Genomic DNA, 25154 nt, shown 5'->3' with positions numbered 1-25154 from the left:
AGTTACGCTTAGGGCCGCGAGTCGCACACACGCAGGGAGGTTGAGCGCACGTGGCTGAAGCCCCCAAGACCAATGGCCCGGCATCGGCGCTGAACGGACTCGCCGCGGAGTTGGCCGCCGCCGGATTCGACAACGCTCGTCAGGTGGGCAAAGGCGGCGCGGGCGTGGTCTACCGGTGTCACGAGACCGCATTGGGACGGCACGTCGCAATCAAGGTGCTGCCGTCGCATTTCGACGACGAGAGCCGGGAACGTTTCCTGCGCGAGGGCTACGCGATGGGCGGGCTCTCGGGACACCCGAACATCCTCAACATCCTCCGGGTCGGCATCACCGCGAGTGGCCGGCCGTTCATCGTGATGCCTTACTGCTCGGAGGATTCCCTGGCGGTGCGGCTGCGCCGCGAGGGGCCGATCCCCTGGCCGGAGGCCATGCGGATTGGTGTGAAGCTAAGCGGCGCACTGGAAACCGCGCACAAGTCGGGCATTCTGCACCGAGACATCAAGCCCGCGAACGTACTTGTGAACGATTACGGTGAACCGCAGCTGGCCGACTTCGGAATCGCCCACATCGAGGGCGGGTACGAAACATCGAGCGGGTTCTTCTCCGGCACCATCGACTACACCCCGCCCGAGTCGTTGGCAGGCAATCCGGCGACCGTCGCCTCCGACGTGTACTCGCTCGGCGCCACCATTTACACCCTGATCGCCGGAAGCGCCCCATACGAGCGTCATACGAGTGAGGATCTTGTCGCGCAGTATCTGCGCATCAACACCACCCCGATCCCCGATTTGCGGCCCACCGGCATCCCCGACGCGGTCTGCGCGGCGTTCGAACGTGCGATGGCAACCGATCCCGCGGAACGGCCGATGACAGCGGCCGAGTTGGGCCGCGAGTTCCAGGCGGCGCAGCGCAGCAGCGGATTGCAGCCCGACGCGATGGCGATCACCGACTCCGGCCGACAGTCGCTGCGGGCGGCGGCCGCGGAAATCTCGCAGTTGGCCGCCGCCGCGCCAAGCGAACACGGCGAGCGGTCGACGGCCCCGGACACCTTTGTCCGCACGCCCAGCCAAGGGCTCACCGGGCGGACGGCCGGGCAATCGGAATCGGCTATCCAGCGCGAGTTTTCGGAAGCGGCCAGCGTGCTGCGGGCCATCCACGATGCCGAAGCCAAACCAGACGTTGAACCGCAGGCCGCTGCGCCGTCGGAGGAGGCATCGCCGGGCCCCGACGGACCCCCTGGCGGAAAACCACCGTCGTTGACGGCGCGGGCTGCCGGTTGGTTCGGCGAGCCGGGTAAGAAGCGCAGCCGCATCGGGTTGGTCGCCGGTGCGGCCGCCCTCGTCGCCCTGCTGGTCGCCGGCGCGGTCTACTTCACGCTGCCGTCCGACAAGGGCGGCAGCGACACCAAGAGCATCGCAAGTCAGCCGAGTGCCGCGCCGCCGGCTCAGTGGAAGCCGATCGCCGACGCCCGCGTGGAGCGCTACGCGGCGGCTGCGACGCAGGTTGACGGCACCATCTGGCTGTTCGGCGGAATTCGCAGCGACGGCACGCTCACCCCACGACACGAGGGCTACGATCCGGCGGTCGACGAATGGAAACGCAGTGACGATTTGCCGGTCGCGGTGTCGCACGCGATGGCGGTCAACTGGCAGGGCAACCCCGTGGTGCTCGGCGGCTGGATGAGTGAGGCTGGCAAAAGCGTTGCCGCGGATCAAGTTTGGCGGGTAGTCGACGGTAGCTGGGTGCAGTTGCCGCACCTGTTGCAGCCCAGGGCCGCCGCAGCCGCCGCCGTGGCGGGAGGCCGAATCGTGGTGATGGGCGGCGTCGATGCGAAAGGCGCCCTCCTGAACCCCACCGAGGTGTTCGACGGCAACTCCTGGACCCTCGGCCCACCGATACCGACTCCCCGGCAAATGCTGGCCGCGGCGTCGGACGGGAAGCTGGTGTATGCCGTCGGCGGAACGAACGGCGCCGACCTGACCGCGGTCGAGGCGTATGACCCCGTCGCGAATGCGTGGACATCGTTGCCGCCATTGCCGAAGGCTCGTAGTGACCTCGGCGCAACCATCGCGGAGGGACGCCTGGTGGTCCTCGGCGGCGTGTCGTCGGGGCAGGTTCTGAAGAGCGTTTCGACGTTCGATCTGATGGCCAATACCTGGTCCGGTTTGCCGGACATGGTGTCCCCGCGACACGGCATGGCGGTCGCCGCGGTAGAGCAGTCGGTGTATGCGATCGGCGGGTCGACAGCGGTCGGTGACGACCAGATGACCGTCTCGGCCGAGGTGCTCAAACTGCCTGCGCGCAAGACCCAGCCGACGCCGCCGTGGCGGTCGCTCCCGGATGCCCCGACCGCTCGGTTGATGATGGCGTCCGCGGTGCTCAACAACAAGATCTGGATCATGGGTGGGCTGCAGAACGGGGCAGCCCTCACGACGGTGGAGAGCTATGACCCCCGCACCGGGGCCTGGGAGACCGGGCCTTCGCTGCCCGTCCCGCTGCACCACGCGGCCGCGGCCACCTATCACGGCGAGGTCGTCGTGCTCGGCGGTTCGAGCGACAGCGTCGCGAATGCGTCCAACAAGGTCTTCGCCCTGCGGGGCGGCAATTGGGTGGAATTACCTGCCCTGACGCACGCGCGGGTGGCACCGGCCGCCGCCGTCGCCGGCGACAAGCTGGTGGTGGTGGGCGGGCAGAATGCCAAGCAGCTCGTGCCGCAGACCGAGGTCTTCGACGGCAGTTCGTGGAAGGACGCGGCCGCGTTGCCGACGCCGCGCGAACACCTGGCCGCCGTCTCGGATGGCAGCTACCTCTACGCCATTGGTGGACGGATGCTGTCCGCCGACACGAATTCCGCTGCCCTGGAACGGTTTGATCCCGCCTCAGGGAGCTGGACCAAGCTGACGCCGATGCCGACGCCGCGCGGCAGCTACGGCGCCGCCTACATCGACGGGCGAATCGTGGCGCTCGGCGGCGAAGAACCGACGACGGTGCTCAATGTCGCTGAGATGTACGACATCGCCGACGGGAAGTGGAGCACGCTGCCGCCCATGCCGACCCCGCGTCACGCCGAGGTGGTGGCTACGGTCGGTAACACCGTCTATTGCATCGGCGGCGCCAACCGCCCGACACATGAGGGGCCTGTCGCCACCGTCGAGGCCCTCAACTTCAGCTAGCGCGGCGTCGACCGAAAACGTGACCAGCAAAATCGGGTCCCCGCGAAGCCAACAGCGATACTCTTGAGCTCCCGAATCCGGTTACCGCAAGGGGAGTTGAGCGCTCACACATGGCTGATGGACCCAGAGCCGATGCTCCGCCGCCGTCCAGCGGCATCGCTGCGGAGTTAGCCTCGGCTGGATTCGACGAAGCCCGGCAGGTCGCCCGGGGCGGCGCCGGGGTGGTCTACCGCTGCTACGAGATAGCGCTGGGACGCAACGTCGCAGTCAAGGTGCTGCCGTCGCACATCGACGACGAGAGCCGGGAGCGCTTCCTGCGTGAGGGCTACGCGATGGGCGGGCTCTCGGGACACCCGAACATCGTCAACATCCTGCGCGTCGGCGTCACCGAGAGCGGCCGGCCCTACATCGTGATGCCGTACATGGCCGCGGACTCGTTGGCGGTCCGCCTGCGCCGGGAAGGGCCGGTCCCGTGGCCCGAAGCGCTGCGGATCGGCGTGAAGCTTTGCGGGGCTTTGGAAACCGCTCACAAAAGCGGCACCTTGCACCGCGATATCAAGCCGGCGAACGTGCTCATCAACGACTACGGCGAGCCGCAACTGAGTGACTTCGGGATTGCCCACATCGAGGGAGGCTATGAGACGGCGACCGGATTCTTTTCCGGCACAATCGATTACACCGCGCCCGAGGTCATGACCGGAAGCCCCGCGACGGTGGCATCCGACCTCTACTCCCTGGGCGCGACGATTTATGCGTTGATCGCGGGCAGTGCCGCGCACGAACGCAAGAACGACGAGGACCTTGTCGCGCAGTATCTGCGCATCAGTACGACGCGAGTTCCCGATATGCGTCCAGAGGGGATCCCGGACGCGGTGTGCGCGGCGATCGAGCATGCCATGTCGATCGAACCCGCCCAGCGGCCCGCCTCGGCGGCGGAGTTCGGCCGCGAATTGCAGTCGGTACAGCGCAGCAATGGACTGCGGCCCGATTCGATGGCGATCACCGAAACGGGCCACGAGTCCGGCTCGACGGGGATCCTCTACCCGAATGTCGCGGCGCCGCCGGCCGTCTCCCCCGGCGACGATCTCGCATCCACGCACCGCCTGGACAAGCCCCTGCACGATGCCACGACGGGAACGACAGCCGTTCCGCCGCCGGAACCGGGCGGTCAGAACGAATTCGTCGCGGCGGCAAGCGTTCTGCGCGGCCTGCAAACCGAGCCGCACGCCGCGACCGCGGCACGGCCCGAACCGGCCGGCGGCGGCGCGGGAATCAGCCCGCCGAGCGGTCCGACACGCGGCGCCCGAGGGTGGTTCGGGGCGCCGGGCGAAAAGCGCAATCGCATCGCGCTGGTCGCCGGTGCCGCCATCGTGGTCGTGCTGTTGGTGGTCGGCGGACTCTATTTCGGGCTGCGCGACAACAACACTCAGAAGAGCGCTGCCGGCCAGACGACGCCCCCGGCGCCGGCGGCGGCGTGGAAGCCGATCACCAATGCGCGGGTGGCGCGCGACGCGGTGGCGGCCACCCAGGTCGACGGCACCATCTGGATCTACGGAGGGATTCGCAGCGACGGCGCTGTCAGCGCGATGCAGGAGGGTTACGACCCCGTCATTGACAGCTGGAAGGGCGGCGACGATCTTCCGGTCGCCGTGCAGCACGCGGCGGCGGTCAGCTGGCAGGAAAACCCGGTTGTGCTGGGTGGCTGGAAAACAGTGGGCGGCAAAAACGTTGCCACGGATCAGGTTTGGCGGGTAGTCAACGGTCGCTGGGTGGAGCTGCCGCACCTGCTGCAGCCGCGGGCGGCGGCTGCAGCCGCGGTGGTGGGCGACCGCCTCGTCGTCGCGGGTGGCGTCGACGCCAACGGCGCGCTGCTGAACACCACCGAGGTCTTCGACGGCACGTCGTGGAGCCTCGGCGCGCCGATACCGACCCCGCGGCAGCTGCTGGCCGCGGCGTCGGACGGCAAGCTGGTGTACACGGTGGGCGGAACCACCGGCGATTCCGATCAGGTCAACGTCGAGGCGTACGACCCGGCCGCAAAGACCTGGACGACGCTGCCCGCACTGCCGCAGGCGCGCAGTGACCTCGGCGTGGCCATCGCCGACGGACGGCTTGTCGCCGTCGGCGGCGTATCGGGAGGCGAGGTCCTCAAGAGCGTGTCGGTGTTCGACCTGATGGCCAAGACGTGGAGCACGTTGCCGGACATGGCAACCCCGCGGCACGGTATGGCCGTCGCCGCGGTGGAGAAGTCCGTCTATGCGATCGGCGGGTCGACCGCCGTCGGGGATCGTCAGGTGGTCTCGTCGGCGGAAGCGCTCAAGCTTCCGGCCCGCAAGATCCAGCCGGCCGCGCAGTGGCGCTCGCTGCCGGATGCGCCGACCGCGCGATTGATGATGGCGTGGGCCGTGCTCAACGACAAGATCTGGATCATGGGTGGCCTGCGCAACGGCGTTGCCCTGCAGACGGTGGAGAGCTACGACCCGCACACCGGAGCCTGGGAGACCGGGCCGCCCTTGCCGATTCCGCTGCACCATGCGGCGGCGGCGACATATCGCGGCGAGGTGGTCGTGCTCGGCGGCGCCAGCGACAACATCGCGGACGGCTCCAACAAGGTCTTCGCGTTGCGTGGCGGTAACTGGGTCGAATTGCCCCCCCTGACCCACGCCCGCGCGGCTCCGGCGGCCGCGGTGGTCGGTGACAAACTCGTCGCCGTCGGCGGACAGAACGCCAAGCAGCTGGTCCCGCAGACCGAAGTCTTCGACGGCAGCTCGTGGAAGGATGCCGCCGACATGCCCACCCCACGCGAACATTTGGCGGCGGTCTCGGATGGAACGTACGTCTACGCGATCGGCGGCAGGTTCCTGTCCTCGGACAAGAACTCGGCGGCGCTGGACCGATTCGACCCGGCTTCCGGGACATGGACCAAGCTGGTGGGCATGCCGACCCCTCGCGGCAGCTACGGCGCCACCTACATCGACGGGCGAATCGTGGCGGTCGGCGGCGAAGAGCCGACGGTGGTGCTGAACGTGGTCGAGATGTACGACATCGCCGACGGCAGATGGAGCACGCTGCCCCCGATGCCAACCGCGCGTCACGCGGAGGTAGTGGCCACGGTCGGCAACACCATCTACGTCATCGGCGGCGCAAACCGCCCGACACACGAGGGCCCGATCGCGACCATCGAAGCGCTGGACTTCATGTGATGGCCGAGTTCTCTGAGCTGCCCACGACGGATCAGGAAGCGATCGGCAAGGAGCTGTAAAAGGCCAGCGGGAACCGGTGCGGGCCGACGCGCGGTCGTTTCTTGTTTTAGTTGTGTCGAATATGGGGAATCGAGTGGGGACGGGACGCAACTGGCGCCACCACACAGATAACGGGAGCTCCTGATGTCCAGCACCACGTGGATCATGATCGCCATAGCCGTAGCAGTTCTAGTGATCGCCGCCCTGGTCGTGGCGGCCAACACCGCCAGGAATCGCCGCCGCCACCGGCAGGCCGAAGAGATTCGTGAACAGGCCAAACTGGAGTCGGCCAAGCTCGAGCGCCGCGAAGCGCTAGCCGAGGAGACCGCCGCCAAGGCGCGTGCCGCGCAAGCCGAGGCCGAGGTCAAGGCGGCCGAGGCCGCCAGGCTCTCCGAGCACGCGGCCCAGCATCAGAGCGAGGCCGCGGCATCGCGCGAGCAACTCCAGGAGCGATGGGACCACGCCGACCGCATCGACCCGAAGACCGGCAAGCAGGATCGCGACGAGGCCGAGCCGGCGTCCGACCGAAGCGAGGCATGGTCGGCCGAGTCCGCCGAAGCGGCGACCGACGCGGAAGCCGTGCGGCGGCAGACCTATCGCGGCGCACCCAGCTGAAGCCGGGCCAGCGCTTCGTGGCGCCACTGCGGAATGTTCCCCCTTGATGTTCCGCAGTGGCGCTGCGTTCACTCTGAAGCCTTAGAGCCAGGTGTCCTGGGTGGTGGCCGTGAGGAACGCATCCAGGTCGTCGCGCCATTGGGCGGGTGTCGTCTTGTCCGGCTCGATGCCGGTGTATTCGCCGCGATAGAACAGCAACGGGCGCGGCTTGATCTTCGGGGCCTCCGACAGCGAGGCGACCGCACCGAACACCACGAAGTGATCGCCCCCGTCATGGACCGCTGCCACCGTGCAGTCGATGTGGGCAAGTGACTCGTCGATGATCGGCGAACCGAGTTCCGAAGGGTGCCAATCGATACCGGCGAACTTGTCCGGCTCCCTGGAGCCGAATCTGGCCGACACGTGCTTCTGGTCTTCGGTCAGCATGTTCACGCAGAATCGGCCGCTTGCCTCGATGGCTTGCCAGGACCGCGACACCTTGGTGGGGCAGAACAACACCAGCGGCGGGTCCAGCGACAGCGCCGCGAACGACTGACAGGCGAAGCCGACCGGCACGTCCTCGTGCACGGTGGTGATGATGGTGATGCCCGTGCAGAACTGACCCAGCACGTTACGAAACGCGCGTGCGTCAATCTGCTCGGACATGGCTAACTCTTGAAGCCCACGCTGAAGTCGTGACCCCAGAGGCTGATCGCAGTGCTCTCCCTGGCGATCCAGCCTTCGTCTTCGACTTGTCTACCCTCGCAACCGAATTCGATGTCGAATCCGCCAGGCGTCTTCATGTAGAACGAGAGCATCAGGTCGTTGACGTGGCGGCCCAGCGTCGCCGACATGGGCACCTTGCGGCGCAGCGCGCGATCCAGGCACAGGCCCACGTCGTCGGCCTCGCCAACCTCGACCATCAGGTGCACGATGCCGCTGGGTGTCTGCCCCGGCATGAACGCGAGGCTGTGGTGGCGCGGGTTGCAGCCGAAGAAGCGCAGCCAGGCCGGCGCACCGTCGGCCGGGCGCCCCACCACCTGGGGCGGCAACCGCATCGAGTCACGCAGCTTGAAGCCGAGCACATCCCGATAGAAGTGCAACGACTCCTGGTCGTCGCGGGTGGTCAGCACCACGTGGCCCAGACCCTGCTCTTCGGTGACGAACTTGTGCCCGTACGGGCTGACCACGCGCCGGTGTTCGAGTGCGGCACCGTGGAAGACCTCGATGCAGTTGCCCGACGGATCGGTGAATTGGATCATTTCGTCGACGCGGCGTTCCGCCAGTTCGGCGGCGGTGGCTTCCTTGTACGGCGTGCCCTCGATGTCGAGCCGGTTCCGGATCTCTTGCAGACCTTCGGCATTCGCGGCTTCCCAGCCGGCGTGGGTAAGCCGGTCGTGCTCGCCGGGCACGATCACCAGCCGGGCCGGGAAATCGTCCATCCGCAGATACAGCGCGCCTTCGGTGCTGCCCTTGCCCTCGATCATGCCGAGGACCTTCAGCCCGTAATCACGCCAGGCCGCCATGTCGGTGGCCTCGATGCGCAGATAGCCCAAGGAGCGGATGCTCATCACGCACCTCCCAGGAAATCGATGGTGAGCTTGTTGAACTCATCGAACTTCTCCACCTGCGCCCAGTGCCCACATTGCCCGAAGACGTGGAGTTGCGCACGCGGAATGGTCTTCAGCGCGACCAGCGCCCCGTCCAGCGGGTTGACCCGGTCCTCGCGGCCCCAGATCAGCAGCACGGGCTGACGCAGTTTGTACACCTCGCGCCACATCATGCCGAGCTCAAAGTCCGCTCCGGAGAACGACATTCCCATCGCGCGCGTGGCCGTCAACGACTCCGGCGTGCTGGCCAGCGCGAAACGCTGGTCGACCAGCTCCGGGGTGATCAGCTTCTGGTCGTGGACCATCACCCGCAGGAAGGCCTCGAGATTTTCCCGGGTGGGTGCCACGGAGAACTTCCCCAGCCGCTTGACGCCTTCGGTGGGGTCGGGCGCAAACAGGTTGACACTGAGCCCGCCGGGACCCATCAGCACCAGCCGGCCGGCCAAGTCGGGATAGTCGAGCGCGAATCGGACCGCGGTGCCACCGCCCAGCGAATTTCCCACCAGCGGAACACGTTTCAGGCCCAGCTGGTCGAAGAGGCCCTTGAGTGCCCGCGCCGCGTAGTGGTTGAACTGCCCGTGCTCGGCTCGCTTGTCGGAGTGGCCGTACCCGGGCTGGTCGACGGCCAGCACATGAAATTGCTGCGCCAGCACCGGGATATTGCGCGAGAAGTTGGTCCAGCTGGCCGCCCCGGGACCGCCACCGTGCAGCAGCACCACCGTCTGCGGGTTGCCGACGCCCGCTTCGTGGTAGTGCAGCTTCAACGGCCCGTCCACGTCCACCTCTGCGAAGCGCGAGGTGGACTCGAAGGTCAATTCCTCGATCGCAGTCACGGCTCAGACCATGGTGTCGCCGGGAGGCAACCCGAACTCGTTGTTCCCGAAGATCACGTACGCGCGCTCCGGGTCGTTGGCCGCGTGCACCCGGCCGGCGTGAGCGTCACGCCAAAACCGTTGCACCGGAGCATCATTGGCCAACGCGGTGGCGCCGGACGCCTCGAACAGCCGGTCGATCGAGGAGATCGCGCGCCCGGTGGCACGGACCTGATCGCGCCGGGCGCGGGTCCGCAGGTCGAACGGGATCTCCTTGCCCGCGGACAACAGCGCGTACTCGTCGGCGACATTGCCGCTGAGCTGGCGCCACGCGGCGTCGATGTCACTGGCCGCCTCGGCGATGCGGACCTTGGCGAACGGGTCGTCCTTGGCCTTCTCCCCGGCGAACGCCGCGCGCACCCGCTTGCCCTGGTGTTCCACGTGGGCGTCGTACGCGCCGTAAGCCATGCCGACGATCGGCGCCGAGATCGTGGTGGGATGCATTGTGCCCCAAGGCATTTTGTAGACCGAGGCGGTGTTGGTCTGCAGCCCGCCCGCGCTGTGGTCGTTCATCTCCTTGTAGGACAAAAACCGGTGCCGCGGCACGAAGACGTCCTTGACGACAACGGTGTTGCTGCCGGTGCCCTTCAGGCCGACCACATGCCACACGTCGTCGATGCGGTACTCGCTGCGCGGGATCAGGAAGCTGCCGAAGTCGACGGGCCGGCCGTCCTTGATGACCGGGCCGCCGAGAAACGCCCACGTCGCGTGATCGCAGCCCGAAGACCAGTTCCACGAGCCGTTGACCAGATAGCCGCCATCGGTCACCACCCCGGCACCCATCGGGGCATACGACGACGAGATCCGGGTCTTGGGGTCCTCGCCCCAGACCTCCTCCTGCGCCCGCTGGTCGAACTGGGCCAAGTGCCAGTTGTGCACGCCGAGGATCGAACTCACCCAACCGGTCGAACCGCACGCGCTGGCCAGCCGCCGCACCGCCTCGTAGAACAGCGTTGGATCGCATTGCAGCCCACCCCACTGCTCGGGCTGCAGCAGGGTGAAGAAACCGACCTCGTCGAGCTCGGCGACGGTCTCGTCGGGCAGCCGGCGCAGATCCTCCGTCGCCTGAGCGCGCTCGGCAATCCGCGGCAGCAGATCATCGATGCCAGCCAACACCGACTGCGCATCACGCTGTTGAATGGACGTCACTACATTGCCTCCCAGGAGTGCGGACCTACACAGCAGACTAGAACACGTTCCGATTTGTGTCGAGGAGGGTAACCCTGCGGCTGGTAGCGGTATGAATCTGCTTTTCTGTAACATGTTCTAGTTGTCATGAAAGGGAGAACGGGTCTTGACGGAAGCGATTCCCGACGAACCGCTCGGCGACCACGTCCTTGAACTGCAGATCGCCGAGGTGGTCGACGAAACCGACGACGCGAGGTCGCTGGTGTTCGCGGTGCCCGACGAGTCGGGCGACCCGGATATCCCGCCCGAGCGACTGCGCTACGCGCCGGGCCAGTTCCTCACGTTGCGCGTCCCCAGCGAGCGCACCGGTTCGGTGGCGCGCTGCTACTCGCTGTGCAGCTCGCCGTTTACCGATGACGCGCTGACCGTCACCGTCAAACGGACGGCCGGCGGTTATGCGTCCAACTGGCTGTGCGACCACGCGAAGGCCGGGATGCGGATCCACGTGCTGGCCCCGTCGGGGACCTTCGTGCCCAAGACGCTCGACGACGACTTCCTGCTGCTGGCCGCCGGCAGCGGGGTCACCCCGGTGATGTCGATCTGCAAATCGGCGCTCGCCGAGGGCGCCGGGCAGGTGACGCTGCTCTACGCCAACCGCGACGAGCGCTCGGTGATCTTCGCCGACGCGCTGCGGGAGCTGTCGGCAAAGTACCCCGACCGGCTCACCGTGGTGCACTGGCTGGAGTCGGTGCAGGGGTTGCCGAGTGCGACGGCGCTGGCGAAGCTGGCCGCGCCGTTCACCGATCGGCATGCGTTCATCTGCGGGCCCGGCCCGTTCATGGACGCGGCCCGCCAGGCCCTCGAGACGCTGAAAGTGCCTGCGGCACAGATACATATCGAGGTGTTCAAGTCGCTGGAGTCGGATCCGTTCGCGGCGGTGACCATCGAGGACACCGCCGAGGGCGACCAGCCGCCGGCCACCGCCGTCGTCGAGTTGGACGGCGAAACACACACCGTGTCATGGCCACGCAATGCCAAGCTGCTCGACGTCCTGCTGGCCAAGGGACTCGACGCGCCGTTCTCCTGCCGGGAAGGCCACTGCGGCGCGTGTGCGTGCACCCTGCGCAGCGGCAAGGTCAACATGGAGGTCAACGACGTCCTGGAGCAAGACGATCTCGACGACGGGCTGATTTTGGCCTGTCAATCTCACCCGGAATCTGATTCGGTGGAAGTCACCTACGACGAATAGTCGCGAAGTTAAGTTCTGCATAGGGTTTGACGGAAGGACGCTCCGATGAAGCGGCTGGTAACGGGCTCCCTGACGATCGGAGCAGGGATCGGGATTGCGCTGGCCCTGCTACCGGTCCCGCTCTGTGCGGCAGCCAGCAACACCGCCACCACCCTGTTCCCGCTGGACGGCCCCAACCAGCTGGAAACGCGCATGTTCCTCAACTGCTTCAAAGCCGACGGTCATTGCGACTTCACCGCGGGGGCCGTCATGCGCACGCCCGACGGGGTGACGGGGTTCCCGCACGACCTGTGGGCCCGCCAAACCACCGAGATCCGATCCCCGGACCGGCTGGACTACCTCGACGCGCACGCGAACGGCCAATACGAGCGGGTGATGAAGTCGATGGGCACCGACGAGATCACCACCGTCTACTTCGCTGAAGGGCCGCCGGACAAGTACCAGACGACCGGCCGCATCGACTCCACCGACTGGCGAACCGGCCAGCCCAAGACCGACAGCAGCGTCATCACCTGCACCCACATTCAGGTGGTCTACTCCGGGGTCAACATCACCTCGCCGAGCACCTGCGCGCAGACGACCTTCTCCTAGCGCGGTAGGCCCAGGAGTCGCTCGGCGGCCACGGTGAGCAGGATCTGCTCGGTGCCGCCCGCGATCGTCAGGCACCGGGTGTTGAGGAAGTCGAACACGGCGCGGTCGTTGTCGGCCCGGCGATCAACCAGGCCGCCGCCTTCGGCGACGTCCATGGTGAATTCTGCCAGCGCCTGCCGGTAGCGCACCCCGATCAGTTTGCGCACGCTCGATTGCGCTCCGGGATCCCGACCGCCGACGGCCAGCTGGGCGATCCGCTGATCGAGCAGCGCGCCGGTCTGGGCCAGGATGATCAGGCGCCCGAGCCGGTCTTGTTCGGCAACGTCGAGGTCCATCGCCGCCAGCAGTTTGAGCAGCTCTTCCATCGGGTTGCCCAGCGCGGTCCCGTTCGCCATCGCGATGCGCTCGTTGGCCAGTGTGGTGCGGGCCAGCCGCCAGCCGTCGTTCACGCCGCCGACCACCATCTCGTCGGGCACGAACACGTTGTCCAGGAACACTTCGTTGAACAGGGAATCGCCGGTGATCTCGCGCAGCGGCCGGATGTCGATGCCGGGCGATTTCATGTCGACCAGAAAGTAGGTGATGCCCTTGTGTTTCGGGGCGTCCGGATCGGTGCGCGCCAGGCACACGCCCCACCGCGCCTTATGCGCCGCGGACGTCCACACCTTCTGCCCGGTCAGCGACCAGCCGCCGTCCGTGCGCACCGCCTTGGTGCGCAACGACGCCAGGTCTGACCCGGCGCCGGGCTCGGAAAACAGCTGGCACCAAAGGAATTCACCCCGGGTGGTGGCCGGCACGAAGCGCTCGATCTGCTCCTGCGTGCCGTGCTCGAGGATCGTCGGCGCCGCCCACCAGCCGATCACCAGGTCGGGGCGATCGACGCCGGCAGCCGCCAGCTCCTGGTCGATCAGCAGCTGCTCGGCCGGCGAGGCGGCGCGCCCGTACGGCGTCGGCCAGTGCGGCGCCTGCAGCCCGGCCTCGGCCAGGGCCACCTGCCGCTTCTCCACCGGCAGCTCGGCGATTTGGGCGATGGTAGCGGCGAGCTCGGGTCGCTGGCCCTCGACGTCGGTGAGGTCGATGCTCAGCTGGCGGCGCACCCCGTCCTGGGTCAGCTCGGTGATGCGGCGCAGCCAGCGCTCGGCGCCGCCGAGGAACCGGCCGATGGCGTGCGCGCGGCGCAGGTACAGATGGGCGTCGTGCTCCCACGTGCAGCCGATGCCGCCGAGCACCTGGATGCAGTCCTTGACGTTCGCCTTGGCGGCGGCGATGCCGACACTCGCGGCCAGCGCGGCGGCGATGGAGAACTGACGGTCATCGGGTTCCGCGGCGGCCCTGGCCGCGTCGGCCGCGGCCACCTCGGCCTGCTCGGCGCGGCACAGCATCTCCGCGCAGATGTGTTTGATGGCCTGGAAGCTGCCGATCGGTTTGCCGAACTGCTCGCGCACCTTCGCGTAGGCGACGGCGGTCTCGAGAGACCATCGGGTGACCCCGGCGGCCTCGGCCGCCAGCAAGGTCGCGGCCAGTTCCTCGACCCGACGTCCCGGCGCCTCGATCACGGTCGCCGGTGCCGACGTGAGCACGACCCGGGCCAGCGGCCGGGAAAAATCCGCCGCCTGCAGCGGCTCGAGCTGCACGCCATCGCTTTGCGTGTCGATCAGCAGCCATTGGTCGCCCGCGGGTACCAGCAGCAGGCCACCCCGCACCGTTTTCGAGGCGCCCAGCGCGAAATCGGCGGTGCCCGACGCCCGGGCGGTCGCAGTGTCGAACTCGACGTCGCCGTCGAGCGCCAGCCCGGCGAAGCGTTCGCCGGAGGCCAGCTCGGCCAGCAGCTCGGGATCGGGCACCACCAGAGTGGCCAGCGCGGTCGTCGCGACCGGGCCCGGTACCAGCGCCTTGGCCGCCTCTTCGACCATCGCGCACAGGTCCTCGATGCTGCCGCCGGCACCGCCGGCGTCCTCGGGTACCGCCACGCCGAATATGCCCAGGTCGGCCAGCCGCGCGTACACCGGCCTCCAGGCGTCGGCCTCGCCCTGCTCGACCTCACGGATTGCCGCGGTTCCGCCCGGCCCGGCGGTGGAATTGCGGGCCCAGTCACGCACTAACTCGCGTGCCGCGAACTGCTCGTCGGTGACGGTCGCTACCACGTAAAGGCCTCCGGGTCTTGAATGCAACGTGACATTAAGGGGCGCTACTGCCCACTAGAACGTGTTCTAATAGTGCCAGCGATCGACGGTCAAGTCGAATGCCATTCGAGCAGCACAGGTCGTCCTCTCGGCCGGACGGAGGTGGGAAATTCACACTCGGCTTGGTTATCGTTTGCGAACGAACCGCCCGGAAGAGGAGCAACGCGTCAGATGTCGGCAGCGAACACGAACTCCGGCCGCGTTTCTGACTCGCAGCCGCGCGAGGTCATGAACGTGGCGGTCTTGGCTGAGTCCGAGCTCGGCTCGGAAGCACAACGGGAGCGCCGCAAGCGCATCCTGGACGCCACCATGGCCATCGCGTCGAAAGGTGGCTACGAGGCGGTGCAGATGCGCGCCGTGGCCGACCGGGCCGACGTCGCGGTGGGCACGCTCTATCGGTACTTCCCGTCGAAGGTGCACCTCCTGGTCTCGGCGCTGGGCCGGGAATTCAGCCGCATCGACGCCAAGACCGACCGCTCGGCGGTCGCCGGCGGAACGCCGTTTCAGCGGCTGAACTTCATGGTGGGCAAGCTCAACCGCGCGATGCAGCGCAACCCGCTGCTCACCGAGGCGATGACCCGCGCCTACGTCTTCGCCGACGCGTCGGCGGCCAGCGAGGTCGACCAGGTCGAGAAGCTCATCGACTCGATGTTCGCGCGCGCCATGAGCGACGGCGAACCGACCGAGGACCAGTACCACATCGCCCGGGTGATCTCGGATGTGTGGTTGTCGAACCTGCTGGCCTGGCTCACCCGCCGAGCCTCGGCGACCGACGTCAGCAAGCGGCTGGACCTGGCCGTGCGGCTGCTGATCGGCGACCAGAACGGCGGCTAAGTGCCGACGTCGAGTGTGAAGTTACGGCGTCGAGTGTGAAGGCAGGGCGTCGAGTGTGAAGTTACGGCGTCGAGTGTGAAGGCAGGGCAAGAAACCGGCTCTTTTCGCGCCGTCAGTTCACCGCGAAAGCCCTCAGCACACACGCGATCGGCCGTCGACGGCTAGCCGGGGCTACGCCGGGGGCCCCGCGGTGCGCCCGCGAATCAGCTCGGTGTCCAGGAGTTCGACCACCGGCAGCCCCGATCGGGGCGGCTGCAACAGGAGTTCGCCGGCCCGGTGGCCCTTCTGCAGGCTCGGCTGCGACACCGTGGTCAATCCGCGGCTGAGCGCTTCGGGCACACCGTCGAACCCGGTGACCGTCATCTGGCCGGGCACGTAAATGCCATGTGCCCGAAGGTAATCCATGGTCGATAGCGCCAAGATGTCCGCCGTGCACATCAACGCGGTAATCCGCGGATTGGCCTCGCACGCGGCCTTGGCCGCGTCGCCACCGGACGTCGGCAGCTGCTCATAGCTTTCCACCACGGTCAGCGAGTCCGGGTCCAAGCCGGCGGCCTTCATCGCGTCCCATACGCCGAAGATGCGTTCCCGCTGCACGTCGAACGTCAGTGATCGCAGCCGCTCGGCATCGGCCAGTTCGTGCCGCAGCTCGCGACCCAGCCGCATGGTCAGCAGCCCGATCTCGCGATGCCCCAACCCCAGCACGTATTCGGCGAGCTCACGCATCGCCGCCCGGTCGTCGATTCCGACCCGGGACACCCCGGGAAGGTCTTTGGGCTGGTCGACCACGACGACGGGCAGGCGCCGCTGCAGCACCACCTGTAGGTAGGGGTCGTCGTCGCAGGCCGAATACACCACGAAGCCGTCCACCCCGGCCCCCAGCACCGCTGCCGTTCCGTCCTCGAGACTGCGGCTGGGCCCGACGGCGACCAGCAACAGGCCCTGGCCCATGTCTTCGCAGGATTGCGCCACTCCCGCAACGAAATCCCGCGCCGCAGGGTCGTTGAAGAAGTAGGTCAACGGCTCGGCTATCACGAGGCCGACCGCGCCGGCTTTGCGGGTCCGCAGCGACCGCGCCACCGGGTCGGGCCCCGCGTACCCCAATCGCTTGGCCGTCGCGAAGACCCGCTCACGCAGATCGGCGGAGAGCTGATCCGGGCGGTTGAAGGCATTGGAGATAGTGGTGCGCGAGACCTTGAGCTCGGCCGCCAGCGACGCCAGAGTCGCACGTCGACGCGGTGGAGGGCTCACGATCGGTGACGCTACAGCGCAGCGCCGCCTGCGCACATCAAGCGCCGACCCGGCACTTTCTAATGGAAACGATTTTCATTAGTATTGTCTCGCGGCCCGAGTCGCAGAGCTGGAAAATTCACACGCACGTATCGCGGGGACGGAACACGAATGGCACTGGTCAAGGTGGTGCGCTGGCTGTCGACCGCCGCGATTGGCTTGGCGTTGGTCACGGGCTGCTCGGGCGGTGACCCGACGCACTCGGGCGCGCTCAGCGTGGTGGCATCCACCGACGTGTGGGGCAGCGTGGTCAGCGCGGTGGCCGGGCGTCACGTCACCGTCAAGTCCATTCTGTCGGGCGCCAACATCGATCCGCACTCATACCAGGTCAGCCCGTCGGACGCCGCCGCAATCTCCGACGCCTCCCTGGTGGTTTTCAACGGCGGCGGATACGACAGCTGGGTCGACGACGTGCTGGCCAAGAACCCGAAAATCCAGCCGGTCTGCGCGTTCTCGTTTCTCCCTAAAGCGGTTGACGCCCGCTCCCCCAACGAGCACGTCTTTTACGACATGAACGTCGCCAAGTCGGTCGCCAACGCCGTCGCCGACCGGCTCGCGGTGATCGACCCGGCCAATATCGCGGACTACCGGACCAACGCGGCCGGATTCGACCGCGACGCCGACGCCATCGCGGCCTCCGAACACTCCATCGCAGGCACCTACCCCAACACCTCGGTCATCGCGACCGAGCCGGTCGCGTACTACCTGCTGCAGGCGTCGGGTCTGACCAATCGCACCCCGCCCGCCTTCAGCTCGGCGAACGAGAATGGAACCGACCCCTCGCCGGCCGACATGGCAACCGTCCTGGACCTGATCAGCCACCGACAGGTCGCGCTCGTGCTGGTCAACCCGCAGACGTCCACCCCGGCGATCAACAGCATGCAAGACGCCGCCCGGCGGGCGGGCGTACCGGTGACCCAGGTGACCGAGACACTGCCGAAGGGCACCGACTACCTCACCTGGCAGCACAACACCGTCAACCAACTCGTCGCAGCGTTGCAATCCGGCCGAAGCAATGCCGGTAATTGACCAAGCGGTCGAGACGGTCGACCCCCGCCCACCCGCCGTCTCGCTCTCCGGCGCCCGCCTGGCATTCGGTGAGCGGGTGCTCTGGGACCACCTGGACCTGTCGGTGTCGCCGGGTGAGTTCATCGCGGTCCTCGGCCCCAACGGCACCGGCAAGACCTCGCTGCTCAAGGTGTTGCTCGGCCAGCTGACGCTGAGCGCGGGCGCTGTGCTGGTCGACGGCAAGCGGGTCACCTCCGGCAGCGGGCACATCGGCTATGTGCCGCAACACCGCCCGATCGACCGGGAAGTGATGCTGCGCGGACGCGACCTGGTTCGCCTCGGTGTCGACGGGCACAACTGGGGCTGCGCGCCACTGCGGTCCGCCGACCGGCGCCGCCGCCGGGCGGCCGTCGAGCACGCACTCGAACAGGTCAACGGCGAAGAGCTGGCCGATGTCCGGGTGGGCGTGATGTCGGGCGGAGAGCTGCAGCGGGTGCGCATCGCCCAGGCGGTGGCCAGCGACCCGATGCTGCTGTTGTGTGACGAACCGCTGCTGACCCTGGACCCGGCCAACGCCAAGCTGGTCGCAGCGCTGATCAACCAGCGCCGCCGGCAGGCCGACACCACCGTCATCGTCGTCACGCACGAGATCAACACGATCCTGCCGTACGTGGACCGGGTGCTGTACCTGGTCGACGGCCGATTCAGGATCGGCACCGTGGAAGAGGTCATGACCACCGAAACCCTGTCGATGCTCTACCGGGCCGACATCGAGGTCGTGAAGGTCAGGGATCGCTACGTGGTGGTCGGCGAGGACAGCGGGCGGCCCCTGTGAACTCCCAGCTCGCAGGCATTGTGCACAACCTGTTCGCCTTCCACATCACCGTGGGACTGCTCGGCCACGACTTCGTCAGGCAGGCGCTGCTGGCCGGTGCGCTGCTGGGACTGGTCGCCGGGCTGATCGGACCGTTCATCGTGATGCGCCAGATGTCGTTCGCCGTGCACGGGTCCAGCGAATTGTCACTGACGGGTGCGGCATTCGCGCTGCTCGTCGGGTTTGAAGTGGGCCTGGGCGCGCTGATCGGCAGCGCCCTGGCGGCCGCGCTGTTCGGCATCCTCGGTCAGCGCGCCCGCGAGCGAGATTCTGTGACAGGGGTGGTGCTGGCCTTCGGCCTGGGCCTGGCCGTGCTGTTCATCTACCTCTATCCCGGACGGACGTCGACCAGTTTCGCCTTGCTGACCGGCCAGATCGTCGGGGTGGGCTACTCCGGGCTGGCCATGCTCGGACTCGTGTGTCTGCTGGTCATCGCGGTGCTGGCGATCTGCTACCGCCCGCTGCTGTTCGCCACCGTCGATTCCGAGGTCGCGGCCGCCCGTGGCGTGCCGGTTCGCGTCCTGGGTGTGGTGTTCGCGGCGCTGGTCGGCGTGGTCGCCGCGCAAGCCGTGCAGATTGTCGGGGCCCTGCTGGTGATGTCGCTGCTGATCACGCCGGCGGCCGCGGCGGCCCGGGTGGTGACCGCTCCGGCGGCGGCGATCGTGGCGTCGGTGATCTTCGCCGAGGTCGCCGCGGTCGGGGGGATTCTGCTGTCGCTGGCGCCCGGTGTTCCGGTGTCGGTCTTCGTCGCGACGATCTCGTTTCTGATCTACCTGTTCTGCTGGCTGCTGGGACGGCGCCGAGAGGCGGCGGTCAGCTCATAAGCTAGGCGGATGGCCGCTATCGATCTCAACGCCGATTTGGGCGAGGGCTTCGGTGTCTGGCGCCTGGGTGATGACGACGCCATGCTCGACATCGTCACCAGCGCCAACGTGGCATGCGGTTTCCACGCGGGAGATCCGGCCGGCCTGATGCGGGTCTGCCGCTCGGCCGCCGGGCGCGGGGTGCGGATCGGAGCTCAAGTCAGCTACCGCGACCTGGCCGGGTTCGGCAGGCGCTTCATCGACGTCGCCGCCGAAGACCTGGTCGCCGATGTGGTGTATCAGATCGGCGCGCTGCAGGCGGTCGCGCGGGCGTCGGGCACTTCGGTGTCCTACGTCAAACCCCATGGCGCGCTGTACAACACGATAGTGACCCATCGCGAACAGGCCGCCGCGGTGGCCGAGGCGGTGCGTCTGGTGGATGCCGGGCTGCCGGTGCTGGGCATGACGGGTTCGGCGCTGTTCGACGAGGCCGCCCGAGTCGGGATACGCACGGTGGCCGAGGCGTTCGCCGATCGCGCCTACCGGCCGGACGGCCAGCTGGTGTCCCGTCGCGAACCCGGTGCGGTGCTGCACGACGCGGCGCAGATCGCGGCGCGGGTCGAGACCATGGTGACCTCGGGTCAGGTCAGCGCGACCGACGGCACCCTGCTTACCCTCGGCGTGGAATCGGTTTGCGTGCACGGCGATTCGCCGGGCGCGGTGGAGATCGCGACCGCTGTTCGGGATCGGCTCAAGGCAGCGGCCATCGAGCTCAGGTCGTTCTGCTGATGCGCGCCAGACTCGGCCGGCCCGACATCAGCCGATACTCGGATCGCTTCGACGTCCCCGTCGCCGAAGCCGATGGGCTTTCGGCGACATGGCTCGGCGTGGCCACACTGCTGCTCGACGACGGTTCGTCGGCGCTGATGACCGACGGCTTCTTCTCCCGCCCCGGCCTGACCCGGATCGCGGCCGGCAAGCTTTCCCCGTCGCAGGCCCGGGTGGAGGGCTGCCTCGCCCGCGCCAAAGTGTCCCGGCTCGCGGCCGTCATCCCGGTGCACACCCATTTCGACCACGTGATGGATTCGGCCTTGGTCGCCGATCGCACCGGTGCGCAGCTGGTCGGCGGCGAGTCGGCGGCCAACGTCGGGCGTGGCTACGGGTTGGACGAAGAGCGTCTGGTCGTTGCCGACTCGGGCGAGCCAATTCGATTGGGCGCCTTCGATGTGACGCTGGTGGAGTCGCACCACTGCCCGCCCGACCGGTTTCCCGGCGTGATCGACACACCGCTGACACCGCCGGTGAAGACGGCGGCCTACCGCTGCGGGGAGGCGTGGTCGACGCTGGTACACCACCGGCCTTCGGACCGGCGGCTGCTCATCCAGGGCAGCGCCGGTTTCGTCACGGGCGCGTTGCGCGGGCAGCGCGCCGACGCCGCCTACCTGTCCGTCGGCCAGTTGGGTCTGCAGCCGCGCTCGTATCTGATCGACTACTGGACCGAGACCGTGCGCGCGGTGGGGGCGCGCCGAGTGATCGTCATTCACTGGGACGACTTCTTCCGGCCATTGTCAAAGCCCTTGCGGGCCTTGCCCTATGCGGGCGACGACCTGGACGTGTCAATCCGCATCCTGGACGAGCTGGCCGCCCAGGACGGCGTTACGCTGCATTTCCCAACCGTGTGGCGGCGCGAAAACCCTTGGCAGTGAGCGACCCTTGGAACTGATCGTCGCGCTGCTGTTGCTGGTCGTTGTGCTGGCCTTTGCCGTCGTGCGGCCATGGGGCTTGCCGGAGGCGTTGGCGGCGGTCCCGGCAGCCCTGATCGTGATCGCGATCGGTGCGATCTCGATTGATCAGGCCGCAAAAGAGGTCGCCGACCTGTCCGGCGTGGTCGGATTCCTGGGTGCGGTGCTGGTGCTGGCCAAGCTGTGCGACGACGAGGGCCTGTTCGAGGCCGCAGGCGCGGTGATCGCCCGGGTGCCCGGCGGGTCGCACGGCCTGCTGCGGCAGGTGTTCGTCATCGCCGCCACCATCACCGCCGTGCTCAGCCTGGACGCCACCGTGGTGTTGCTGACCCCGGTGGTGCTGGCCGCCGTCCGGCGCTTGCGAACGCCGGTGCGCCCCTACGCCTACGCGACGGCCCACCTGGCCAACGGTGCGTCGCTGTTGCTGCCGGTGTCGAATCTGACCAACCTGCTGGCCTTTCACACCGCGAACATCTCCTTCACCAAGTTCACCCTGCTGATGGCGTTGCCGTGGCTGACCACGGTGGCCACGCTGTACGTCGTCTTCCGGTTGTTTTTCGCCAAGGAGCTGCGCGTCGCACCGGATCCCGAGGACGTCGGGCCGCCGCCGCGGCCACCGGTGTTCGTTCTAGTGGTGATGGGGCTGACGCTGGTCGGGTTCGCGCTGTGCCAATCGGTGGGAGTGGCCCCGGCCTGGGTGGCGGCTGCGGGGGCCTCGGCGTTGGCGGTGCGCAGCCTGAGCCGCCGGCACACCTCCGTGGTCGAGATCGCGCGCTCGGCGCAGGTGTCGTTTCTGGTGTTCGTGCTCGCGCTTGGTGTCGTGGTGCAGGCGGTGACGCTGAACGGAATGGACAGGGCGATGTCGGCGGTGCTGCCGAGCGGATCGGACCTGCCCGCGTTGCTCGCCATCGCGGCGGTGGCGGCCGTGCTGGCCAACGTCGTCAACAATCTGCCCGCGACGCTGGTGTTGTTGCCGCTGGTCGCGCACGGCGGTCCGGTCGCCATCCTGACGGTGCTGATCGGCGTCAACATCGGACCGAACCTGACCTACGTCGGGTCACTGTCCAACCTGCTGTGGCGGCGCGTGTTACGCCAGCACAACGTCGAGGCCGGCGTCGGCGAGTACACCCGGCTCGGGTTGTGCACCGTGCCGACGGCGCTGGTGGTGGCGGTGGTCGCGCTGTGGGCGTCCGCGCGACTGCTCGGCGTCTAGCTGCGCGGTCCCGATCGAATGAGCGACGCCAGTTCCTCGCGCGACTGGGCCCCCACCCGCTGGCAGGCCCGGTACACGTGACCCTCCACGGTGCGCACCGACATCACCAGCTGGTCCGCGATCTGCCGGTTGGACAGGCCGGCCACGACGAGTTCGATCACGTCGCGCTGACGGCCCGACAACTTGAGTCCCGCCGGGGTCCGCAACGCGGGGGTGTGCAGGCCACCGCACTCGTCCGCCAATTCCCTGGCCAGCGCAGCGGCGTATAGCGCGCGCCGATGATTCTGGCCTCCGTCGAACGCAACGGACGCTTGTGCCGCCGCGTCGGCCGCCGCGGCCCGATCACCGATCCCCCGGTATGCCGCCGATGCGGCCAGCAAGCCCTCACCGTCGCCGGTCAGCAACGCCTCGACATGCGCTGCCACGGCGGCGGCCAGGGGCAGCGACAGCGCGGCGGCCAGCTCCCGGGCCCGAGCTGTCTGCGAGGCATCACCCCACTGAGCCGCGGCCTGGATGCAGGCCAGCTCGTGGGTGGGCTGACCACGATCGCGGGCAAGCTGTGCCGCCTCCCGCGCACTCGCCACGGCCTCGTTCAATCGGCCGTTCGCCGCCATCGCCCAGCCGCCCGCAAGTGACAAGGCGGTGTGCATGAACAGGAAGTCCTCCGGCACACACGAACGCGCCTGGGCGACCGCGTCGTTGGCCTCGTCGGATTGCCCGAGCTTCGCGTGCGCCTCGGCCAGCGCGAAATAGGTCGCTGGCCGCAAACCCGTTGTGACAGAATGCCTTTGCACCCCGGCGACCGCTTCGTGCACCAGCCGGGCGGCGTCGCCGACGGCGCCTCGGGCCAGCTGGGCATTGCCCAACAGGAACGCCAGGTTCGCGTAGGCCAGGCCGGGAATGTCGCGGGCTGCATCCGCCAATTGATCTGCCGTGCTGACGAATTCGTCGATCTGTCCGGTCAGCCGGCAGGCGCGGCCGTAGACGGCGCCGAACCAATATCGCATGTGCGACGCCTGAAACGACGTCGTCGCCCGCCGCAGCGCCTGCTCGGCCACGCGCGCGAGCTCGTCGACCTCACCAAGCGCCCCCATGGCCATGATCAACGCGAGCGAGGCCATCATCGCATGAAAGCCGGGCAGTGCCGGGAAATCCAGTGCGGTGCGGGCAGTTTCGGCCGCGAGCTCGCAGCGCGCCGACACCGCATCCAGGCAGGCCCGCACCGCCAACCGCTCCGCGAGCTGCGCCGGGCTCTCCGGGGCATTGGCCGGGTCGGCGAGGCCGTCGAGTATCACCGCCGCGTCTTGCGGCCTGCCCAGCATCCAAATCAGGTTGGCAGCCCGCACGGTCGCCCAGTGATGGCCGTCGACCAGGTCGGCGCCCGCCATCTCGCGTAGCGCCGCCTCGGCCTGCTCGCCGCGCCCCAGCAGGACCAGATTCATCGCCCGCACCCCGGCCGCCCCGGGGGCACCGGCCCGCGCGGCGGCGCTGGCGAACCGGTCGGCCAGGTCGAGGTCGAGCAGCGTCATGGCATGCCGCGCCGACTCCAGGTACAAGCCCGGGTCAGGGTCCAGATCCGACTCCAGGCGCAACAGCGCGCGTCGCACGGTGGCCTGCATGTCGGCGTCCCCGTGGTTGCCCAGCCGCGTCGCCAGCCTGCCCCGGATTTCCGACAGATACAGCTCGCCGGCGCTCGCGCGGCGCAGCTCACCGAAGAGTGGGTGTGCGAGCCGTGCCATCAATCCGGTGCCGGTTCGTTCGATGCTCACCAGGCCCATACGCTCCGCGGCCGCCACGTCGCTGCGTGGCGCCAAATCGCACAGCACCTCTACGGCCAGCGGTTCGCACTGCGACAGGGTGTCGACGACGACCGCTGTCCCCGCGTTCAGCCGACCCATCTGGCGGCCCAACGTGTCGGACAGGGTCGCCGAGACCGCGACGTCGCCGTCCCACATCCACACCCCGGCCGTTTTCCGCATCCGCCCGGCGGCCACCTGGTCGGCCAGCAGCTGGCGCAGGAACAGGGCATTGCCGCCGGTCAGCTTTTGGAACCGGGCCGCGCAGCGCGCGTCGATCGGTCCGTCCAAACCGCTCTCGATGACCTCGCGTGTCGCCGCGGCCGAAAGTGGTTCCAGGTCAAGCCGTTCCAGCAGCCCGTCCTTCCACAACGCCGTCACCGCATCGGGTTCGTCGCCGCCGGTGCGGACGGTGACGACCAGCCGAACCCCACCCGACTGCGCCAGTTGGTGCACGACGAGGGCGGACAATCCGTCCAGCAGGTGCGCATCGTCGACCCCGACCACCACGCGGCCCCGGCGCTGATGCGCGACAAACGAATTGATCACGCGCCGCACATCCGTCAGCGGATTCGACATCGCCTCACCCAGCGAACCGATGAACGCCCCGAGGGGCAGCGCGTGCGCCGAGTCGGTGCCGACAATCCAGTTAGTCCGCTCACCCGATGCCTCGGCGCGGCGCAGCACTTCGCGGGCCAACCAGGTCTTGCCCACACCCGCGGGGCCCGCGATCACCACACCCGAACGCTTGCCTGCCGTACTGAGCGCGCGGCGAATCGCCCCCAATTCGCTGTCACGCCCGGTCAGCGTCTCGGCGCCGATCACTCGGCGACTATAGCGGTGCGCACGCATCACCCGCGATGCTTTGGAGTAGTCCACTACGCTGTCCGCGCCCGCCGCGGGCCATGACCATGACTTTCGTCAGGTGAACGCTCAGCAAAGGCGGTGGGCT

19 protein-coding genes are annotated in these 25154 nt (G+C 68.1%); 12 read left to right on the top strand and 7 right to left on the bottom strand.

The genetic code is table 11. The features are described from left to right. The first annotated feature begins 50 nt into the window (after positions 1 to 50). The 3 genes from MNAB215_RS11395 to MNAB215_RS11385 all read left to right on the top strand — a co-directional run bounded on the left by MNAB215_RS11395 (position 51) and on the right by MNAB215_RS11385 (position 7030). On the top strand, positions 51 to 3173 hold the full coding sequence (locus tag MNAB215_RS11395) for a Kelch repeat-containing protein (RefSeq protein WP_245830263.1): 3123 nt from the start codon (positions 51 to 53) through the stop codon (positions 3171 to 3173). A 110-nt stretch (positions 3174 to 3283) separates the two neighbouring features. Continuing rightward, the gene (locus MNAB215_RS11390; protein ID WP_077078957.1) at positions 3284 to 6376 is read left to right on the top strand and encodes a serine/threonine-protein kinase; all 3093 of its coding nucleotides are present in this window, start codon (positions 3284 to 3286) and stop codon (positions 6374 to 6376) included. Between the two features lie 183 nt (positions 6377 to 6559). Further along, positions 6560 to 7030, top strand: coding sequence for a hypothetical protein (locus MNAB215_RS11385; RefSeq protein ID WP_245830261.1), 471 nt, complete (start codon positions 6560 to 6562; stop codon positions 7028 to 7030). 81 nt (positions 7031 to 7111) lie between these two features. Here MNAB215_RS11385 and hsaB read toward each other — a convergent pair whose 3' ends face one another. Genes hsaB through hsaA form a run of 4 tightly spaced genes read right to left on the bottom strand, consistent with a single transcriptional unit; the run spans position 7112 to position 10640 of the window. Then, a complete protein-coding gene (hsaB, locus tag MNAB215_RS11380) occupies positions 7112 to 7675 on the bottom strand; it encodes a 3-hydroxy-9,10-secoandrosta-1,3,5(10)-triene-9,17-dione monooxygenase reductase subunit (protein WP_077078955.1) in 564 nt (187 codons plus the stop codon). Positions 7676 to 7677: 2 nt separating this feature from the next. Continuing rightward, a complete protein-coding gene (hsaC, locus tag MNAB215_RS11375) occupies positions 7678 to 8580 on the bottom strand; it encodes an iron-dependent extradiol dioxygenase HsaC (protein WP_077078954.1) in 903 nt (300 codons plus the stop codon). Next, positions 8580 to 9452, bottom strand: a complete 873-nt coding sequence (hsaD, locus tag MNAB215_RS11370; protein ID WP_077078953.1) for a 4,5:9,10-diseco-3-hydroxy-5,9,17-trioxoandrosta-1(10),2-diene-4-oate hydrolase — start codon at positions 9450 to 9452, stop codon at positions 8580 to 8582. The genes hsaC and hsaD overlap by 1 nt, the downstream gene beginning before the upstream one ends. Before the next feature lie 3 nt (positions 9453 to 9455). Beyond that, positions 9456 to 10640, bottom strand: a complete 1185-nt coding sequence (gene hsaA, locus MNAB215_RS11365) for a 3-hydroxy-9,10-secoandrosta-1,3,5(10)-triene-9,17-dione monooxygenase oxygenase subunit (RefSeq protein ID WP_077078952.1) — start codon at positions 10638 to 10640, stop codon at positions 9456 to 9458. A 145-nt stretch (positions 10641 to 10785) separates the two neighbouring features. On the opposite strand from hsaA, the gene MNAB215_RS11360 reads away from it, so the two are divergent. After that, positions 10786 to 11868, top strand: a complete 1083-nt coding sequence (locus MNAB215_RS11360) for a ferredoxin--NADP reductase (protein WP_077078951.1) — start codon at positions 10786 to 10788, stop codon at positions 11866 to 11868. Positions 11869 to 11913: 45 nt separating this feature from the next. Further along, positions 11914 to 12459 (top strand): hypothetical protein, encoded by a 546-nt coding sequence (locus MNAB215_RS11355; protein ID WP_077078950.1) that lies wholly within the window; start codon positions 11914 to 11916, stop codon positions 12457 to 12459. Here the strand turns inward: MNAB215_RS11355 and MNAB215_RS11350 are convergent. Continuing rightward, positions 12456 to 14603 carry an acyl-CoA dehydrogenase family protein gene (locus MNAB215_RS11350; RefSeq protein WP_077078949.1) on the bottom strand — a complete coding sequence of 716 codons (2148 nt, stop codon included), beginning with the start codon at positions 14601 to 14603 and terminating at the stop codon, positions 12456 to 12458. The two genes, MNAB215_RS11355 and MNAB215_RS11350, sit on opposite strands and share 4 nt — an antisense overlap. Before the next feature lie 273 nt (positions 14604 to 14876). On the opposite strand from MNAB215_RS11350, the gene kstR reads away from it, so the two are divergent. Then, positions 14877 to 15476 (top strand): cholesterol catabolism transcriptional regulator KstR, encoded by a 600-nt coding sequence (gene kstR / locus MNAB215_RS11345; protein WP_165691635.1) that lies wholly within the window; start codon positions 14877 to 14879, stop codon positions 15474 to 15476. 171 nt (positions 15477 to 15647) lie between these two features. On the opposite strand, the gene MNAB215_RS11340 is transcribed toward kstR, so the two are convergent. Then, positions 15648 to 16727: an Rv3575c family transcriptional regulator gene (locus tag MNAB215_RS11340; RefSeq protein ID WP_077078947.1), complete on the bottom strand. Its 1080-nt coding sequence runs from the start codon at positions 16725 to 16727 to the stop codon at positions 15648 to 15650. 150 nt (positions 16728 to 16877) lie between these two features. On the opposite strand from MNAB215_RS11340, the gene MNAB215_RS11335 reads away from it, so the two are divergent. From MNAB215_RS11335 to MNAB215_RS11310, 6 genes are read left to right on the top strand one after another with little or no spacing between them, the layout of a single operon-like run. Continuing rightward, positions 16878 to 17795: a metal ABC transporter solute-binding protein, Zn/Mn family gene (locus tag MNAB215_RS11335; protein ID WP_077078946.1), complete on the top strand. Its 918-nt coding sequence runs from the start codon at positions 16878 to 16880 to the stop codon at positions 17793 to 17795. Next, complete coding sequence (locus tag MNAB215_RS11330) at positions 17782 to 18609, top strand: metal ABC transporter ATP-binding protein (RefSeq protein ID WP_077078945.1); 828 nt, start codon at positions 17782 to 17784, stop codon at positions 18607 to 18609. Before MNAB215_RS11335 ends, MNAB215_RS11330 begins: the two co-directional genes overlap by 14 nt. Then, positions 18606 to 19472: a metal ABC transporter permease gene (locus MNAB215_RS11325; RefSeq protein WP_077078944.1), complete on the top strand. Its 867-nt coding sequence runs from the start codon at positions 18606 to 18608 to the stop codon at positions 19470 to 19472. Before MNAB215_RS11330 ends, MNAB215_RS11325 begins: the two co-directional genes overlap by 4 nt. A gap of 9 nt (positions 19473 to 19481) precedes the next feature. Beyond that, complete coding sequence (locus MNAB215_RS11320) at positions 19482 to 20240, top strand: LamB/YcsF family protein (protein ID WP_077078943.1); 759 nt, start codon at positions 19482 to 19484, stop codon at positions 20238 to 20240. Next, a complete protein-coding gene (locus MNAB215_RS11315) occupies positions 20240 to 21157 on the top strand; it encodes an MBL fold metallo-hydrolase (protein WP_077078942.1) in 918 nt (305 codons plus the stop codon). The genes MNAB215_RS11320 and MNAB215_RS11315 overlap by 1 nt, the downstream gene beginning before the upstream one ends. Positions 21158 to 21164: 7 nt before the next feature. Then, positions 21165 to 22406 (top strand): SLC13 family permease, encoded by a 1242-nt coding sequence (locus MNAB215_RS11310; RefSeq protein WP_077078941.1) that lies wholly within the window; start codon positions 21165 to 21167, stop codon positions 22404 to 22406. Here the strand turns inward: MNAB215_RS11310 and MNAB215_RS11305 are convergent. Beyond that, the gene (locus MNAB215_RS11305; protein ID WP_108637611.1) at positions 22403 to 25027 is read right to left on the bottom strand and encodes a helix-turn-helix transcriptional regulator; all 2625 of its coding nucleotides are present in this window, start codon (positions 25025 to 25027) and stop codon (positions 22403 to 22405) included. The genes MNAB215_RS11310 and MNAB215_RS11305 overlap by 4 nt on opposite strands. Positions 25028 to 25154 lie beyond the last annotated feature (127 nt).

Source organism: Mycobacterium numidiamassiliense (assembly GCF_900157365.1).
Lineage (GTDB): Bacteria > Actinomycetota > Actinomycetes > Mycobacteriales > Mycobacteriaceae > Mycobacterium > Mycobacterium numidiamassiliense.
The sequence above is the reverse complement of the archived record's forward strand: the minus strand, read 5'-3'. Positions and strand labels throughout refer to the sequence as shown.